This window comes from Wolbachia endosymbiont (group A) of Sphaerophoria taeniata (assembly GCF_947250735.1).
Taxonomy (GTDB): Bacteria; Pseudomonadota; Alphaproteobacteria; order Rickettsiales; family Anaplasmataceae; genus Wolbachia.
Genome location: NZ_OX366344.1, coordinates 495,663 through 512,046, shown reverse-complemented (window position 1 = coordinate 512,046; position 16,384 = coordinate 495,663). Strand labels below are relative to the sequence as shown.

Annotated in this window: 22 protein-coding genes; 13 read left to right on the top strand and 9 right to left on the bottom strand. The window is 34.8% G+C overall.

The features are described 5' to 3' along the window. Nucleotides 1-2: 2 nt before the first annotated feature. The gene (locus OOK84_RS02560; protein ID WP_264732317.1) at nt 3-1,160 is read right to left on the bottom strand and encodes a Fic family protein; all 1,158 of its coding nucleotides are present in this window, start codon (nt 1,158-1,160) and stop codon (nt 3-5) included. Between the two features lie 269 nt (nt 1,161-1,429). On the opposite strand from OOK84_RS02560, the gene OOK84_RS02555 reads away from it, so the two are divergent. The 6 genes from OOK84_RS02555 to OOK84_RS02530 all read left to right on the top strand — a co-directional run bounded on the left by OOK84_RS02555 (nt 1,430) and on the right by OOK84_RS02530 (nt 5,789). After that, nucleotides 1,430-2,116 (top strand): TerC family protein, encoded by a 687-nt coding sequence (locus tag OOK84_RS02555; protein ID WP_264732315.1) that lies wholly within the window; start codon nt 1,430-1,432, stop codon nt 2,114-2,116. 163 nt (nt 2,117-2,279) lie between these two features. Further along, nucleotides 2,280-2,534: a DUF1016 N-terminal domain-containing protein gene (locus OOK84_RS02550; protein ID WP_264688114.1), complete on the top strand. Its 255-nt coding sequence runs from the start codon at nt 2,280-2,282 to the stop codon at nt 2,532-2,534. A gap of 16 nt (nt 2,535-2,550) precedes the next feature. Further along, nucleotides 2,551-2,895 carry a hypothetical protein gene (locus tag OOK84_RS02545; protein WP_264732314.1) on the top strand — a complete coding sequence of 115 codons (345 nt, stop codon included), beginning with the start codon at nt 2,551-2,553 and terminating at the stop codon, nt 2,893-2,895. 22 nt (nt 2,896-2,917) lie between these two features. Then, nucleotides 2,918-3,658, top strand: a complete 741-nt coding sequence (locus OOK84_RS02540) for a hypothetical protein (RefSeq protein WP_264732312.1) — start codon at nt 2,918-2,920, stop codon at nt 3,656-3,658. Next, nucleotides 3,652-4,680 carry a hypothetical protein gene (locus tag OOK84_RS02535; RefSeq protein WP_264732310.1) on the top strand — a complete coding sequence of 343 codons (1,029 nt, stop codon included), beginning with the start codon at nt 3,652-3,654 and terminating at the stop codon, nt 4,678-4,680. Before OOK84_RS02540 ends, OOK84_RS02535 begins: the two co-directional genes overlap by 7 nt. A 467-nt stretch (nt 4,681-5,147) precedes the next feature. Further along, a complete protein-coding gene (locus OOK84_RS02530) occupies nt 5,148-5,789 on the top strand; it encodes a latrotoxin-related protein (RefSeq protein WP_264732308.1) in 642 nt (213 codons plus the stop codon). 81 nt (nt 5,790-5,870) lie between these two features. Here the strand turns inward: OOK84_RS02530 and OOK84_RS02525 are convergent, their stop codons facing one another. The 3 genes from OOK84_RS02525 to OOK84_RS02515 are packed head-to-tail and all read right to left on the bottom strand — an operon-like array spanning nt 5,871 to nt 7,533. Further along, nucleotides 5,871-6,095: a hypothetical protein gene (locus OOK84_RS02525; RefSeq protein WP_253309107.1), complete on the bottom strand. Its 225-nt coding sequence runs from the start codon at nt 6,093-6,095 to the stop codon at nt 5,871-5,873. Next, a complete protein-coding gene (locus OOK84_RS02520; RefSeq protein ID WP_253309106.1) occupies nt 6,068-6,592 on the bottom strand; it encodes a pyrimidine dimer DNA glycosylase/endonuclease V in 525 nt (174 codons plus the stop codon). Before OOK84_RS02520 ends, OOK84_RS02525 begins: the two co-directional genes overlap by 28 nt. A gap of 20 nt (nt 6,593-6,612) precedes the next feature. After that, nucleotides 6,613-7,533: an Rpn family recombination-promoting nuclease/putative transposase gene (locus OOK84_RS02515; RefSeq protein WP_264732307.1), complete on the bottom strand. Its 921-nt coding sequence runs from the start codon at nt 7,531-7,533 to the stop codon at nt 6,613-6,615. A 390-nt stretch (nt 7,534-7,923) separates the two neighbouring features. Between OOK84_RS02515 and OOK84_RS02510 the strand changes: the two genes are divergently transcribed. Then, the gene (locus OOK84_RS02510) at nt 7,924-8,229 is read left to right on the top strand and encodes a helix-turn-helix domain-containing protein (protein WP_264732306.1); all 306 of its coding nucleotides are present in this window, start codon (nt 7,924-7,926) and stop codon (nt 8,227-8,229) included. On the opposite strand, the gene OOK84_RS02505 is transcribed toward OOK84_RS02510, so the two are convergent. Beyond that, entirely contained in the window at nt 8,198-8,446 is a 249-nt protein-coding gene (locus OOK84_RS02505; RefSeq protein WP_264732305.1) for a hypothetical protein, read from the bottom strand. The genes OOK84_RS02510 and OOK84_RS02505 overlap by 32 nt on opposite strands. Before the next feature lie 299 nt (nt 8,447-8,745). Here OOK84_RS02505 and OOK84_RS02500 point away from each other — a divergent pair, with 299 nt between their 5' ends. Continuing rightward, the gene (locus tag OOK84_RS02500) at nt 8,746-9,018 is read left to right on the top strand and encodes a hypothetical protein (protein WP_264329155.1); all 273 of its coding nucleotides are present in this window, start codon (nt 8,746-8,748) and stop codon (nt 9,016-9,018) included. Nucleotides 9,019-9,107: 89 nt separating this feature from the next. Here OOK84_RS02500 and OOK84_RS02495 read toward each other — a convergent pair whose 3' ends face one another. Both OOK84_RS02495 and def read right to left on the bottom strand, forming a co-directional pair. Next, nucleotides 9,108-9,929 carry a uracil-DNA glycosylase gene (locus OOK84_RS02495; protein WP_264732304.1) on the bottom strand — a complete coding sequence of 274 codons (822 nt, stop codon included), beginning with the start codon at nt 9,927-9,929 and terminating at the stop codon, nt 9,108-9,110. Continuing rightward, complete coding sequence (def, locus tag OOK84_RS02490) at nt 9,919-10,458, bottom strand: peptide deformylase (RefSeq protein WP_253309681.1); 540 nt, start codon at nt 10,456-10,458, stop codon at nt 9,919-9,921. The genes OOK84_RS02495 and def overlap by 11 nt, the downstream gene beginning before the upstream one ends. A 138-nt stretch (nt 10,459-10,596) precedes the next feature. Between def and ftsA the strand changes: the two genes are divergently transcribed. The 3 genes from ftsA to map all read left to right on the top strand — a co-directional run bounded on the left by ftsA (nt 10,597) and on the right by map (nt 13,211). Beyond that, nucleotides 10,597-11,835, top strand: a complete 1,239-nt coding sequence (gene ftsA, locus OOK84_RS02485; RefSeq protein WP_264732303.1) for a cell division protein FtsA — start codon at nt 10,597-10,599, stop codon at nt 11,833-11,835. Between the two features lie 41 nt (nt 11,836-11,876). Further along, the gene (locus OOK84_RS02480) at nt 11,877-12,278 is read left to right on the top strand and encodes a nucleoside triphosphate pyrophosphohydrolase (RefSeq protein WP_264732302.1); all 402 of its coding nucleotides are present in this window, start codon (nt 11,877-11,879) and stop codon (nt 12,276-12,278) included. Nucleotides 12,279-12,428: 150 nt separating this feature from the next. Continuing rightward, a complete protein-coding gene (gene map / locus OOK84_RS02475) occupies nt 12,429-13,211 on the top strand; it encodes a type I methionyl aminopeptidase (RefSeq protein WP_264732301.1) in 783 nt (260 codons plus the stop codon). A 50-nt stretch (nt 13,212-13,261) separates the two neighbouring features. On the opposite strand, the gene OOK84_RS02470 is transcribed toward map, so the two are convergent. Beyond that, nucleotides 13,262-14,473 carry an MFS transporter gene (locus OOK84_RS02470; RefSeq protein ID WP_253309685.1) on the bottom strand — a complete coding sequence of 404 codons (1,212 nt, stop codon included), beginning with the start codon at nt 14,471-14,473 and terminating at the stop codon, nt 13,262-13,264. A gap of 220 nt (nt 14,474-14,693) precedes the next feature. Here OOK84_RS02470 and rsmH point away from each other — a divergent pair, with 220 nt between their 5' ends. Together rsmH and ftsL are read left to right on the top strand one after the other, a co-directional pair. After that, nucleotides 14,694-15,647 carry a 16S rRNA (cytosine(1402)-N(4))-methyltransferase RsmH gene (gene rsmH, locus OOK84_RS02465; RefSeq protein WP_264732300.1) on the top strand — a complete coding sequence of 318 codons (954 nt, stop codon included), beginning with the start codon at nt 14,694-14,696 and terminating at the stop codon, nt 15,645-15,647. Next, a complete protein-coding gene (gene ftsL, locus OOK84_RS02460; RefSeq protein WP_096617865.1) occupies nt 15,644-15,949 on the top strand; it encodes a cell division protein FtsL in 306 nt (101 codons plus the stop codon). The genes rsmH and ftsL overlap by 4 nt, the downstream gene beginning before the upstream one ends. A 51-nt stretch (nt 15,950-16,000) precedes the next feature. Here ftsL and OOK84_RS02455 read toward each other — a convergent pair whose 3' ends face one another. Then, nucleotides 16,001-16,300, bottom strand: coding sequence for an ETC complex I subunit (locus OOK84_RS02455; protein WP_253309377.1), 300 nt, complete (start codon nt 16,298-16,300; stop codon nt 16,001-16,003). Nucleotides 16,301-16,384 lie beyond the last annotated feature (84 nt).

Below are 16,384 nucleotides of genomic sequence, written 5' to 3'. Positions count from 1 at the left end.
AGCTACAATGTGCTATCGAAGTTCTCTGTAATCTTAGTTGGTTCTTCTAGAATATTCAAAATATCAGTTGCACAATAAACCCGATCTCTCTTTCCTTGAGAAGTTTGTGAAACGATGCCTAAATCTTCAAGCTTTACGATTGCTCTTTGGGCTGTTGTAAATACGACACCTAAGTTTTCAACCACTTTCCTTATAGTAAAGTAAGGGTTTACAGCGAGATACCTTACAATACCACTCGCAACTCCTTCAGTTTTAGAACTAACTTCAGTTTGCCAATTTGCAATCAAAATGTTAATTCGTTCTGCTCTTGACAATGCATCCAATGATTGCAGTACTACACCATTTAAGAAATAAGAGAACCAATCATGCCACGTGCCTCTGTTGCTTATATTGTAAAGTTGGTCATAATACTCACTTTTTGTAGCTTCAAAAAATGCACTTAAGTATAACAGAGGTAATGGTAATAATTTTCTTTCGATCAGAAGTAATGTTATTAATAAACGTCCAATACGTCCATTGCCGTCCAAGAATGGGTGAATCGCTTCAAATTGATAATGACATAGAGCTATATGTATAAGTGGGGGTAATGTTCTATCATGTAGAAACTTTTCAAAAGAGTCCAAGCAACCCATCAATTCACCTGGCATTGGTGGCACATATTTTGCTGTGTCTATTGTACATCCTGGGCTTCCAATCCAATTTTGCACTCGGCGAAATTCTCCTGGAGTTGCGTGAGAACCTCTTACACCTTGCATAAGTTTTCCGTGAATTTCTTTAACTAACTGAAGCGACAGTGGAAAAGATTGTAAACGTTTTAGTCCATAATCGAGCGCTGATATATAATTGCGTACTTCTTGTAAATCATCGGGATTGCGATCTACATTAGCACCTGCTTCTTGAGCCAAAATTTCACCAAGAGTTGCTTGAGTTCCCTCGATTCTACTTGAAAGAACTGCTTCACGTGCTATAAAGGGTCGTATGAGAAGATGAGGGTTAGGCAATTTAGCTCCTTCCCTGGATAACATACCCAAAATATGATCTGCTCTGGAAAGACTATTAACTAAATAATTGTCCCATTCAAATTTTGGTGGCAAGGGGTTAGGTATAAATGCCTGATAACCAGCGAATACTTTGCCTGATGGTGATCCTTTAATATACATTCATTCAACCTAGCACACTATTTTTATAGTATATATTATTTTCAAATAAAGTCAAAAATGAAAATAAGGCTTTATCTTATTTGCGTGCATGAAAATAAGAAACTCTCTTATTGTCGATTTTGCTCAAAAACAAAAATAGAAGAAGCTGCTGAACTTTATATTACGTTTGCTTCAGTTATCCTGTTTTTCTGGAGAGCTAACTTCTGAGTGAAGTCACTTAATTTTTACACATTTATTGTAGAGTAAGAAGAGCCGAATTTGGGACAAAAATGCTAGCTGATGCTTGGACTTTACTGACACTTACACTACTTGAAACTATACTTAGTGTAGACAATTTAATCTTTATTTCTCTAGCAATAGATAAGGTACCAAATGCGCTGAGAGAAAGAGTGCGCCTTATGGGCCTTGGATTAGCGCTATTAATGCGTTTTGTAATACTATTTTTTACATCATCTATATTGTCAATGCAAAAACCTATATTTCACACTGCATCGCTAAATATTTCAGCAAGGGATTTACTTATGATCGCAGGGGGATTATTCCTTATTGTTAAAAGCTCTATGGAGTTATGGGATGACATCTTTGTGTGTAAGAAAAATAAAAAGAAAGCAAACGTTAAATCAAAATTTTTTTTAGTTGTGCTACAAATTATATTAATAGATTTAGTTTTTTCAGTTGATTCGATATTAACTTCTATAGCACTAACTTATAACATGATAATAATTGCCACAGCGTTTACATTTTCCATGCTAGCAATGCTGTTTTTATCAAGTTATACCGCCCAGTTAATCAAATCTAACCCAGGCTTAAAAGTAATTGCTATCTTATTTATTTTACTTGTCGGTGTGTACCTCATACTTCATGGATTTCATATAGAATTACCAAAAGGATATTTGTATTCTTCATTTATGTTTGCACTGCTTGTGGAAGTTATAAGCAAAATAAAGAAAACGTAGTGTGTAGATATAGCCTCACTCAAGCGAGATTTTCCTGTGGATTTAAGGTAATAAGAGGAAGTAGTAATGTTTTTTCGGGGTGAAAGTAACCTCTTGCATACATATTAAAATCTAGGAAAGTTAGTTTTTGTGCTATAATGGTTCTTTATTGAAAATAGCGTTGATGGATATCACTACTAGCTTATTAGGGGATATTAGTAATTTAATAGATAGAGCAAAGAATCATCTTGCTACACATTTCAATTCTACTCTAGTATTGTTAAATTGGGAAATTGGCTTCAGAATTGGTCAAGATATCTTAAAGCACAAACGTGCAGACTATGGCAAACGAATCATCTCCCAACTTGCAAAAGAACTTCAGATTAAATATGGACGTGGGTTTGATAGAGCTTCATTGTTTCGGATGGTGCAAATATAGGAATGGGGAGAAATTGATGAAACATGCATCCAGTTTGCCTGAGTGGCAAAAAAATGTTGTTGAGTTCTTATCTAGTCATAGAAAGTATCGGTTATTTGGATGGGAGTTTGGTCCAATTTTACTTGATGAGTTATATGGGATAAGGGATTATCGCACAGACTATATAAGAGTTGGAGCTTTTTTCACTCCTATAGTTGCTTTTTCTGCTGGGCTTGTTTCATTTGTATCAACACGCAGGGTATATCTTGCTGCAGTAGTAACTTCTAGCCTAATAGTACTAGGGATTATAACTACACTTGCCGTTGACTATCAAATGACAAAAAGAAAGGCTGGGGTGGTAAGCCAAGAGGATTTGTGTTAAATTGCTGAAAGCACTAGAGAGAATGCCGCAGTATTGGTGGTGGCCATGGAGTAAACAGATAGAGGATATTACGATCACTGAAGAACAAATAAATAGAGCAGTGAACTACAATGATTACTCGATTGCTTCACGCTTAATCTATTCCTTATTTACTAACGTTGCGTTGCATCAACTTTACGTTGCAAGGCTAAGTTATCTTTATAGTTATCATAAACTTGGAGGGAAAATGGTATTAGGGTTTGATATAATAGGTTCATGTAAAAAATTACTACAAAGCAACAATCTTATTTCTAGTGATGAAAAAGTACCTGAAACTGCACAGGAAGCATATAGGGAAGAAAATAGGTTAGAAGAGGCAAGTAGGATTGATAAATTAGTCAGGACCATAAAGGTGTCGTCCATAGATGGAAAGTCTGCTTTGTCTGAGTTGAGTAGCTTGGCTGATCAGGAAGAAGAATTTTTGATGAGGGCAAGAAATAGGTACTTAAAAGATGCAAAGGCATCTGTTGAATTCCTTTGTGAAAAGTTGTTGGCAATAAAGAACATAACATATAAAGAAATTGAGTCTTTAAGCAACGTTATAGAAGTAAGATGGAAGGAGTTTGATAGTGCTTATAATGGGTATGTGGAGGAATATTATAAACATTGGGTAAGTTACTTAGAGTCTTTGAATGCTCGTTGTGAAAAATCTGAGTTGCTTGAGGTAATAAAGGAAGCAGTAGAAAAGTTGTTAAAGAGAGCAAGGAACAATATGAAATGCTAGTAGGGCAATCTTATGGCGTGAATCCAGATGAGAATTTTGTACTACCTATGTTAGACTATTTTACTTTGATGGAAGCATACTATAAGTTTGCTACTAAACTACTTAAGGACAAAAAGAATTGCTATAGTCTTCAGGGTTATCGTTCCGACTCAGATGCTCTTGATAAGATAAGTTCCATACTGAAAGAAAGTAAAGATAGCAAGGAAGTTTTGAAAGAAAAAAGCAAAGAAGAGGTAGAGGGTGAATCATCGCATGAAGAGAGAATAGAGAAGAAAAATCAATTATCTTATAAAGATAACATAAAGGAGGATAAGTTATCCTACAGAGAATTACTATTTCATACAAGAGCTATGGTAAATTCCTATGTTAAGAATGATGATAATGAATTAAATGAAGAGGTAAAGAGATCATATAAGGAATCGAAGGTAGGTAAAGTACCGACTAAAGAAGAAATAGGAAATGTAATAGTATTCATGTTAAAACGCTTAGAGGAATTATTGAGTAATAGATTTCAAAGCAAGAAAACAGCTTTCCAAAGGCAAAGAGAAGAATCTGAGCAATTTAAAGAAATACGAGAGGAAGCAGAAGAAGGATTAAGACAAACAAAACACAAAGCAGAACTTATTGAGGAAGTGGAGGATCTTTTTGCGGAAAGGTTATCTGACTTCAACATGGATAGTAAATTAGGGAAAGCAATATTGAAAGATCAAAGAAAGATTAAACGGAAGATTGTGAAGTGTATTATGGAGTACAACTTTTCTCTAGAGCAGGTGCTAGGTGCAATAATGGAAGGAATAAAGTTTAATGAAGAACGAGTTGTAAGAGAAGGCGCTGTTAGTGATGAATTGATAGAAGTAGTTATAAGAAACTTTTTGACTATTAATGAAATAGTTGAAGAAATGGTAGAGAAGGTAGTAATAGAAGTTGATAACAGTACTGTTTTGCAAGATATGCAGGCGCCAAGCTCTGTATTTAACAATGTAACTAATGAACCAATTGCAGGACCTTCTTGTAGGAGATAAGAGTTTTAAAGTTTGTGAAAAACTTGGATTTGTGGCTATTATTTTGTATGCTCTTTTTATCATAAAAAGTATTACTTTTATAAAAACACAAGTCCCTTTAGCGTCACAAAAAGTTTGTTCATTTACTTTTCCAAAAATCACAAAAAAGTACCTACCTTTGTGAGAACAATTTAAATAAAAGCAGCGTTGTGAAAATAAAAACGTAAAATTGTTGCAACGAAGCTAAGCAAACTAGTTCATATATAAATTTAGTTAAAGTAGGCTAATATAGGTAGTTTTAGCGTATAGCAAAGTTACTATAAATAAAAGTTCGCACAGGTTGTTTGGTAAAGGAAAGAAACTACAAAACAATTCAAGTAGCAAACTCTTCGATGGAAGTAGAGAATGGGAACCGTAGCCGTCGTTCTATCGATCAACCTTATTTAAAACCACTTTTGTTCCAGATCCGAGGTTGATTTGTAAACATAATGAGTCGATTATCTTTTCAAAGCGTTTCCAACAAGCAGACTCTATTATCAGCGCCTTTAGTAAATAAAGAATTTGTAAAAGGAATTGACGATAAAACTAAAGTGGTGCCAGACATTAGAAGCATTTCAGCACAATCTGATATAAATGGAAGAATACTATTAGCTGATATGTTGCTGGCCAAGAGAGGTAAAAGACAAATGTATACTTCTTCAGCAGATAAACAGATTTCTTTGCAAGAGGCACAAGGCTATTCATTAAATATCGTAGATAAGTTTGAAGCAGAACTAAAACAAGCAGCTTTTCGTTGTGGTATATCGGTACAACAATTAAAAATTAATTTTCAAGAAGTACAATTAAGTGTACTTAAGAAAGTCATAGCGGGAAACTATCATGAAATCTCAGGTATGCTGTACTCATATGCAGAAAAAGCTTGTCCAGCATTAGAGCAAAAGGAGAAATTCTCAATGTCTTTTAAAGGTAAAATCGAGCAAATGTTGCAGAAAGAAATGATGCCTTTACTGGACAAAGCAAATGTTGATCCTTCATCAGTAAGTACTAATAAAGCTGTAGCTCTATCTGGTCCTAGAACCAATTTAAATAACGTATCAATTACAACTAATTCTACTGAATTGATCAGATAGAGCCTGAGTGAAGGAAGGAGCAGGTGTTTGCATTTTTTGTGGCTACTTGCTCCTACTGTTTCTCTAACTAATGTTGATTGATCAGAAAGTCTGTTTGATTTCGTCAAGGGAAAGTCCGGTGATTTCAGCTATAACATCTATAGAGACAACGGCCTTAAGTGAATTTTTTGCCACTGCTATTTTAGCTTTCATTTCACCTTTTTCTTCGCCGATTAGGATGCCTTTTTCATGTCCGATTTGGATGGCTTCTCTATTTATGAGCTGTATTAGCTGTGGTATTACGTAGCAGGATTTCCTATTATCCAATCTGGTGCTCCTCTGCCATTTTCCCACTTAGCAAATCTCATCTTTTCCTTGAGATAATATCTCCTATAAGCTTCCACAGAACTGCTGCATTTATACTGATCCGGCAGTGCTTGTATAAAAGCTTGCATATCAGTTGATCGAAAAATGAGTAAATCCTTATTACTATCACACCAATTTATTACTTCCTCTGATTTATGCTTTCTTTTGTATCGCCAAGTGTACTCTTTACATAATTCTCTTCCGTACTCTATCAACCAACAAAAATTCCCTTTCGATTGCCTAGCCCACAAAGAACAAGGATGATTGTTGTGAGTCAGTTTATATGGGACTTCTATATTCTGATTTATGATACTGACAAAAGGATTTGGCACTTTCAATGCTGTTGAAAAAACATTACTCAATAATTGAGCAGTTTCTAATGGCATTTTTACTATATGCTTATCACATAACATTTGAGCTGCAATTGCTGGGTTTTCATCTAGTATAAAGATGTTCATCTATACACCCAAAGATAGAATTAGCTTAAGTCTTTGACTTCGTTAACTGTAAGACCAGTAGTTTGAGCTATAATATCAATAGAAACCCCTGCTTTAAGTAGATTCTTTGCAACTGCTATTTTAGCTTGCTTTTCACCCTCTTTTCTGCCTTTTTCATGACCGATTTGGATGCCTTCTTGTCTACCTTCTTGTCTACCTTCTTGTTTAGCATCATCGAGTTTTTGAGCGAGTACAGCCTGTTCATCAAGAATACGTTTTATTTCCTGTTCGTAGGCAATAAATTCTTTCTCTGACCAATTGAATCTATTTAGCTCTTCATAGGCCTTTTTAATTATTACATCACTACCTATTATTTTTTCCAGCTCTTCTTCACTAGTCTCATCTGCATATTTAAAGAAGTATATCCATTTTTCAACTATATTTTCTAACTGATCTTCTTTTGTTTTCGGAAATTTTGGCAATTCAATAAATATAAAATAAAAATCTTTTAGATCGTGTTCATTAGTGTCTTCATCTCGAATAGTATGCTTTGATTTGTACTCAGATTTATTAGGAAACAGTACACAATCTGCTATAGCAATGAAGATAATTTCCTTAAGGTTATGGTATTGATCGCCCTTATCAGCTTGTCTTGAATAAGCTTTAGCTGCATAGTATTGGGCGCGTTTTTCAAAGCCTTTAGTTTTAGCGACCTGCATCTCGCAAATGTATTGAGCACCTGTAGAATCTCTACAGAGAACATCAACAATACTTTGCTTTTTAGCGGCGATATCAGGGTCTTGAATAGTACTTAAAAACTCTATATCCTTTATTTCATTTTTACCAGTGAAGCCAAGAATATCATTGAGGAAGTGAATGAGGATATCTTTATTCTTTTCAGTACCAAAGATACGGCGAAAGGCGACATCATTTTTGGGATCGAGAAACTTAGAAAGAGCCATAACGAACTAACCTAAAAAGCGTTAATAATTATACATAATTCTGAAAAAATATTCAACTTCTTTATTTTTAGTTTATTTTTTTAAGTTTTGAATGCGTTGATGAAAAAAAAATGTCTCCCATAGATGGCTTTAGAATGCTACTACGCACCTTAGAGGTTTTTAAGGTAGATCTTTTTATAACCCCCTCATAAAGTGCCTAAAAACCCCAGCAAATGAATTCATGAGCTATAAAGAGCTTTAAAAACACTTATTTTTGGTGCAAGAGCCTAACAAAAGCGCGAGCGTCATCGAGCTCTCACACCTTTCATAATAAAGAGCTTGAAGTCAACATTTTCATGGTAAATTTATGCTCACCTGTGTAATAATGTGTAGTTTATTTCTGTTAGCGGCATGACAAAACGTACTACTATCTCCATAAGATACGAAATAGCGCAGAATGTAAGAAGCTGGATATTAAAGCGGAAATATACCGCAAAAGATTTGGCAAATGAAACAGGTATAAAATACTATACGCTGCCAAGGTATGTAAAAGGAAAATGTGGCATTCCAACTGAAAAGTTAAAACGTATAGCAAAGGCATTGTCAGTTCCTATTAGTAATCTACTTTCTCCACCAAGAGAAGACAGTTGTTTTGATAAAGATAAGGCGCAAGAGACGTACGATTTCATGGGAAAATACATGAAAACGATAAATTAAGTGAAGTAAGATTTGTAAGCTTAGATAATTCTTTTGCACCTTCATCACCAATATTGTTATATGTCAAATCAAGTGAAGTAAGATTTGTAAGCTTAGATAATTCTTTTACACCTTCATCACTAATATTATTTTTTCCCAAGTTAAGTGAAGTAAAACTTGTAAGCTTACCATTAGCTAAAGCTTTCGCACCTTCATCACCAATATTGTTATGTGCCAAATCAAGTGTAGTAAGATTTGTAAAATTACCTTCAGCTAACCCTTTTGCACCTTCATTACCAATATTGTTACCATTTAAGTGAAGCCTTTCAAGATTTTTAAGATTACCTTCAGCTAAAGAAGATCATTAGAGGGAAAAGAGGAGCTTGATGATTTGGAAGAGAGCTTAATTGATGAAAGATAGCGCTATGTGTTTCCAAAATTGTGCATAAAAGTAAAACAAAACGAAGGTTAACAGTTGCGTCTTTTTCGCAAGAATAGCTGATAAATGGATTTATGGAAAAAAGGAGTGCCTGAACTATGAAAACATTTACAGGAGAAACTATGAGAAAAAGAACATTAACTGTTACCTGTCGATATGAGCCTGATGAGTTAGCAGATAAACGCTTATCGGATGTATACGGGCAACTGATAGAGAGATTGATAAAGAGAAAAAAAGAAAATAGAGAGAAAGAAACAAATGAAAGTAGTGAGTTTATATGCGAGAGTGTCATCGTGCAAAAAATTAAGCATAGTACGACAAATACAAGTTTTCTTGTCGTTTTAATCTGCACAGATTGTGAAGTTAAATGAAATAGCTTCAGTTTCATGATAAGGGGGCTGGCGAAACTTGTCAAGTAAGTTTTTTCGTTTCTGCGGGCTACTTCTTGACACCAGTGGTGTTAAGTATTCGTACAGTTATTGGTATTATTAAGATACTCCCTAATCTTCTTTAAATCCTCCCAGGCTAAACGTTTTTGCATTGGCTGACGCAGTAGGTAAGCTGGGTGAAATATAGCAGCTGTAGTGATTGAGTGAGATAAATATTGGTTAGTGTACGTATGAAATCTACCACGCAAATTCGATATAGTTTTTGTGCTGTCAAGAAGGCTATAACACGCAATTCCCCCGACCAAAATTAGAATTTGCGGTGAAACCAGTGCAACATGCTTCTCAACAAATGGTCTGCACATATCAAGCTCTAGGTCGGTTGGCTTTCTATTGCCAGGTGGGCGCCAAAATACGGTATTGCTTATGTATACCTTAGTGCGATCAAGATTGATTGCATTTAACATTTTATCGAGCAACATTCCACTTGCACCACAAAATGGTATGCCTTGAAGGTCTTCATTTGCTCCTGGAGCTTCACCAACGAGCATAATTTTTGCGTTTGGATTACCATCGGAAAAAACAGTATTAGTTGCAGTTTTTTTTATCTCACAACCTTCAAATGATTCAACTGCACTTCTTAGTTCATCCACACTACTACATTTACTTGCAAGTTTCCTTGCTTCAATTATCCAATCACTTGGAAACATGTCTTTTCCATCTTTAGTGTCACCCCAGCGCGTATCTACATCTTTCTTCTGGTTCCCAGTTTGGATAACAGAGGGTTGCACACCCTCTTTGCTCTCCAACTTTTTTTCCTCTTCACCCTCTGTTAGTGTGCAATCAACGCCCACTTCATGGTAAAATTTTAATAATTCTAGGTCTTCATTGCTCATAATGCTTTTTAACCTTTTGTGCTTTTTTCATGGCCATATCATACTTTAATTTAGATAAATGTCTAATATATAATATGCCATTTAAGTGATCTAGCTCATGCTGAATACACCTTGCGAGCCAGCCGCAAGCTTTTAGCGTCTGTTCCTCATTATTTAAATCCTTATATTTCACAGTCAAATATTTTGGACGCTTAATTTCATAGCTTTGCTCTGGAATTGAAAGGCACCCTTCTTTGAGAATTACTTGTTCATCGGATAATTCCGTAATTTCAGGGTTAATCATGTAAAATTTGCCAGTCGATTCATACCCTACTGGCTCGTCTTCAGCTCGAGAGAGCTGAATGTCCATAACAAAAACTCTCCTCAGCACTCCAACTTGCACTGCAGCAAGGCCAAGACCTTCTGCATCGTACACAGTTTCGAACATGTCGTTTACTAATTCTTTAATTTTATCGTTTATATCTGTTACTTCACTGGCACGTGTGATTAGTCTTTCATCAGGGGCAATTACAATTGGTAATATGGACATAAAAATTATAATTCTATGTTTTGCTTTTCCTTTTGTCCAGAATTTAGTGTATATTAAAATGTTGCTATATCTATAATAGAAATATAAATTATTAAAGAAAGCTACAATTTAAATGAAATTGCGTAATAAGGTTAACTAATGTACTCTGCAGTAATAGCAAAACCAAAGAGAAACGTTTTTGCTGTTTTAGACATAGGTACAACAAAGATTATTTGTCTAATCGTTAAAATAAATGGCAACTTCAGCTATAAAGTGACAGGAACGGGCTATAAGATTGCAGAAGGTGTAAACGGTGGGTCGATAACTAATGTAAAACACGCAAATTACTCCATCTCATCAACTATAGGTTTAGCTGAGCAAGTGTCAGAGGAAACTATAGACCAGATATATGTGAACATTGCTGGATGTGGCATCTCATCTTTTAATGTACATAATGAAATTATTGCAGCTAATCATGAAATTTCTGACCGGGATATAAAACGTGTAGTTTTTCAGACGTTTGAGAAATATATTGAAGAAAATGTTATCATTCACAATATACCACTGAAATATCACTTAGATGACATGACTGACATAAAAGAAGTTGGTGGATTGTACGGAAAAAGACTATCTGCTGATGTTAATGTTGTCACTGCTTCGCGTCCAGCGCTTACCAATATTGAAAACTGTATTACCAATAATGGTGGATTAAATATGGCAGGTTGTATTGCTTCTGCATATTCTGCAGGTCTTGCCTGTCTGAGTGAAGATGAAAAAGAGCTCGGGACTGCTATTGTTGATATAGGCGGTGGGTGCACTGCAATTGGAATTTTCAAAAGAGGGAAACTTGTGTATGCAAGCAGCGTTCCAATTGGTGGCGTTCATATCACTCGAGATATTGCTTACGGGCTATGCACAAGCATAGAACGTGCAGAGTATATAAAAATACTGTATGGTAGCACTATCGTAACTTCAATAGATGAGAACGAATATATTACAGTCCAAAATAGTGAAAATGATGAACCTACTCAAGTATTCAAATCTGAGCTTATTAACATCATAAGACCAAGAGTTGAAGAAATACTTGAAATGGTAAGAGAGCAATTTCAAGAGCAGAAAGATCCAATTAATAAAGTAGTGATCACAGGTGGAACTAGTCAACTCACAAGCATGAAGGAAATTGCAGGCTATATATTCAATAAGCAAGTTCGAATTGGGTGCCCTGAGTCTTGTAGCGGTCTTGATGGCGAATATGATAAAAATCCTGTATTTTCTGCTGCTATAGGTTCTATAAAGCTAATAGTTGACACTTTTTATAAGAATAACTCTGGAATGCTCGGTCAAGATGGTAAAATAAGTAAGTTGTACCATTGGGTTAAATCAAAAGTTACAGTTTAATTTTACTGAATGAAATTCTTATATCTGTCAAAGGAAACATTATGAATAAAAAACATTGTTTCAAAATTAATAAACTTGTTCGTGATCATACAACTGAAATTATACGTTCCCATGGAATTATTGTTTATGAGAGGGTGATGGAAAAAGATGAATACATTGAACGTCTCAAAGATAAACTTTTAGAAGAAGCAAAGGAAGTTATTGCCTCTAAAACCTCAGATGAAAACCTTGAAGAGTTAGCTGATTTACTTGAGGTCATACATGCATTAGGCAAAGAAAGTGGACTATCTATAGAACAAATTGAAGAAAAGCGTATCTCTAAAAAACAAGAGAGAGGTGGTTTTGAGAATCGTATCTACAATACTTACATTGAGGTGAATTCTAATAGCATCGATTACTATCACAAAAAACCTTCAGATTATCCTGAGATAGTAGTTGTATAGTTCAGATTATTAAATAGACTTCTTGCTTGACCACCTTTCATACAAATGACTTGACACTAGGATCCATAGGGCTTATTTTCATAATACGTAAAGTTATTACATTTATATACTTGCAAGTAAGCGTATCAATTACAATAAGACATGGAAAATATGAACATAACTATACACTCACAAGAAGATTTTGAATTTATGCGCAAGGCTGGCAGGCTTGCTGCTGAAACTCTTGATTTCATTGCACCGTACGTAAAGGTAGGGGTGACAACTAATGAGTTAAATGATCTATGTCATGATTTTATAATTAATGCAGGTGCAATTCCAGCACCACTAAACTATAGGGGGTATCCAAAATCGATTTGCACTTCAAAAAATGCAGTTGTGTGCCATGGTGTTCCCGATGATAAAACGCTTAAAGATGGAGATATTTTAAATATTGATGTCACGGTGATTTTAAATGGTTGGCATGGTGATACAAGTCGCATGTTTTGGGTTGGCAAGCCATCAATAAAAGCAAAACGTTTGTGTGACGCTACTTATCATGCATTGATGGAAGCAATTAAACAAGTTAAACCCGGCAATAAGTTAAATGAAATAGGGCTTGCTATAGAGAAATATATTAGAGATTTTGGATATTCTATCGTACGCAGCTACTGCGGACATGGTATAGGAAAAGTCTTTCATGCTCCACCAAATGTAGTGCATTTCTATGATCAAGATGAAAATCTCATCTTGAAGGAAGGTATGTTTTTTACAATAGAGCCAATGATTAATGCTGGAAAACATGAGACTCTGCTCAGTAAACTCGATGACTGGACAGTGACAACACGCGATCTTTCACTTTCTGCTCAATTTGAACATACGCTCGGAGTAACTAAAGATGGTGCTGAAATATTCACATTATCACCTAAAAATTGGCACTTCCCACCATATAATTAGATTTTTTTAAACTCTGCTATACTGCAACTATACTTGGATCTTGAAGAAAGCTAATCCTTAATTTGCGATATAGCAACTAGCCCAATTAATGCACAGAAAATCATGTAAAAACTAGCTGAAGTCTCTTGTCCTGTAACTTTGATAATTGTTGTGCATATAAATGGTGCAAGGCCACCAAAAAATCCAGCAGCTATATTTCTTGACAAGCCAAATCCGCTGTACCGAACCTTTGTTGGAAATAATTCACACATAAATGCACTGACAGGACCAAGCGATGCAGCTATTGGAATTATAAAAAGAATATGTGCCGTAAAAGTGAGTAAGTAATTGCCACTACATAACATTGAGAAAACTGGATAACTCACTATTACAAAAGCTATAAATGAAAATTTCATAACTTTTTCTCTTCCTACCTTATCAGAAAGTATTGCAAACAATATTGTCAATCCTCCAAGCGCAATTTGACTCAGTATTTCTACCATATGGTTAAAATGAGTATTTATTGTTGATGTAAGCACATTGAAAAATACCAGATATATGTAAAGAGATGAGTTTTCAACTATATCAACCCCAACTGATATCAGAAAAGGTTTTTTATAGCTATTCAATAACTCTTTTAATGGCAGTTTAGATGGATTTTTCTGTCTTTTATACTCTGGGCTTTCATCAAGTATATATCTCATATATATGCTGATTAATCCCATTGCTAAACTGAAAATGAAAGGTAATCTCCACCCCCAAGATTCAAAATCAGATACTTTTTTGCATATGAGTACTGCTATCAGGCTTAATACTGAACCAAAAATTGCGCTTAATACTTCAATGCTGCCAAAAAATCCTTTTTTGTTTTTAGGAGCGTGTTCTATTAAAAATGGTGCATTTCCTGCTTCTCCTCCAAGGGATATACCCTGCAATAATCTTAAACAAACTACCAGCATTGACGCTAGTATTCCAATGCTTTGATAACCTGGAACAAAAGCAATTAATACAGTTGATAAAGTCATTAATATAATCGAGAGCAATAAGGCAACTCTTCTGCCATGCTTATCACCAATGTGACCAAATATAGCAGCGCCGACTGGTCTCATTAAGAAACCCACTGCAAACACTCCAAAAGCCTTCAATACGCTGGTTAGTTGATCATCCGATGGAAAAAACACACCACCTATTATGTTTATTAAGTGGCCAAAAAGCATGTGGTCATACCACAATAAAGTGTTACAAATCAAACTTGAAAATATTACTTTTGTTATTTGCTGCATAATTTTCTATAGTTTGTTTAGTATTTAGTAATATACATTACTTTTTTTTATATAATAGAAAAATTTGAACATTATATCAATAATAGTATCTTATTAAATCTTAATATTTTTATATCATTGACTATATTCAAGTATTTTTATATTATTGCCTATATATTTCCATATGTTTTAGTGGGAAGCTATTTTTATTTGTATGCACAGAGTCTTTTGATGGAGCACTATGACACACACTCCAGTTTTGTTAAAAGAGATGCTATCACTACTATCACCGCAGGATGGTGGTATATACGTGGACGCCACATTTGGAGCTGGAGGGTATAGCAAAGCAATATTGGAGTCAGCTGATTGCAAGGTATATGCAATTGATAGAGATGAAACGGTAACTAAGTTTTATGATGATTTAAGCGTTAGATATCCCGATAGAATAAAACTATTCATTGAGAAGTTTAGTAATATTAAAAGTATACTAAGCAGCGTTGAGCCATCTCCTGTCATCCCAGTACTTGATACTGGAAAAAATCACTGGTCACGCGCTGGAATGAAATCAAACGGAGTGGATGGGGTGGTTTTTGACATCGGAGTTTCATCTATGCAGCTTGATAACGGAGATAGAGGGTTCTCATTTTTACATGATGGTCCACTCGATATGAGCATGGATAACTCTTCTTATATAAACGCTTCAACGTTTGTTAACGCTTTACGCGAAGAAGAAATTGCAAATACTATATATAACTACGGAGGAGAGCATCATTCTCGCAAAATCGCAAGAGCAATAGTAAGTGCACGGAAGAAGAAAACTATCAAAACTACATTTGAGCTTGCGAACATTGTACGTTCTGTGGTGTTCCGTGGAAAAAGCAAAATTGATCCTGCAACCAGAACATTTCAGGCAATCAGAATATGGGTAAACGATGAGCTGGGAGAACTTGAGAGGGGCATTAAAGCTGCATCTGAAATTTTAAATGAGAATGGCAAATTAATTGTTGTCACCTTTCATTCTTTGGAAGATCGTATAGTCAAAACTTTTTTTAAAGATCTATGTGAGCCAAGATCTACTGATTGTAAGACATTCTCTCTTCTAAATAAAAAAATGATCAAAGCAAGTATAGAAGAAGTAAGTGCAAATCCGCGTTCACGCTCAGCAAAACTAAGAGCTATACAGAAGTTGTCATGAGAACTTTCTGCATCATCTCAATAGTTATGTTTTTTCTTAGCATTGTAGGACTATTTAAGATAAAACTACATGTTCAGTCATTAAATAGAGAGCTAATAAAAATAAAAAGTGAAATTAGTTTAGTACAAAGTGATATAAAAGTTTTACAAGCAGAGTGGAGCTATTTGAATAATCCAAAAAGACTTGCAAGCCTTGTAAAGAAATACCTAAAAAATAACTCTTTAATACTGGCTAGCCAGGTTAAAAATCTTGACTCTTTAAATGGCCGCAGTGTGTTAGCACAACTTAAAACCCAGAGTTAAATTGGTTATACTAAGCTTTATCTTTTACAGATAAGCACACCACAATAAACCTTACTTTAGTATGAAATTGCTTGCGTAAGATTTTGGCAGCCTCTTAACATTTTTTGGCATTTCAATTACGTATTTAACGTTGCGTTTTTTTGCGTAGAATACTGCTTTTTCAAGAGAATCAAACTTTAATACAATCTGTTTTTTTGGATCTTTTGAGCCAACCCACCCCATTAAAGGTTCAATGTAGTAAGAACCAGATTCAATTTTTAGGTGCCAGAGATTTGTATTACCTAAACCAGATTGTGTTGCAGTTTTTGTTGGTTTATAAATCCTAAAAACTACTTTATCATCAATGCCCATAGTTCTTGTTAAATAAGCTTAAATATACATCTAAATAAATCCTTTCACAAACAATTAGTATGAAAGAATGAAGTTTGAAATAAA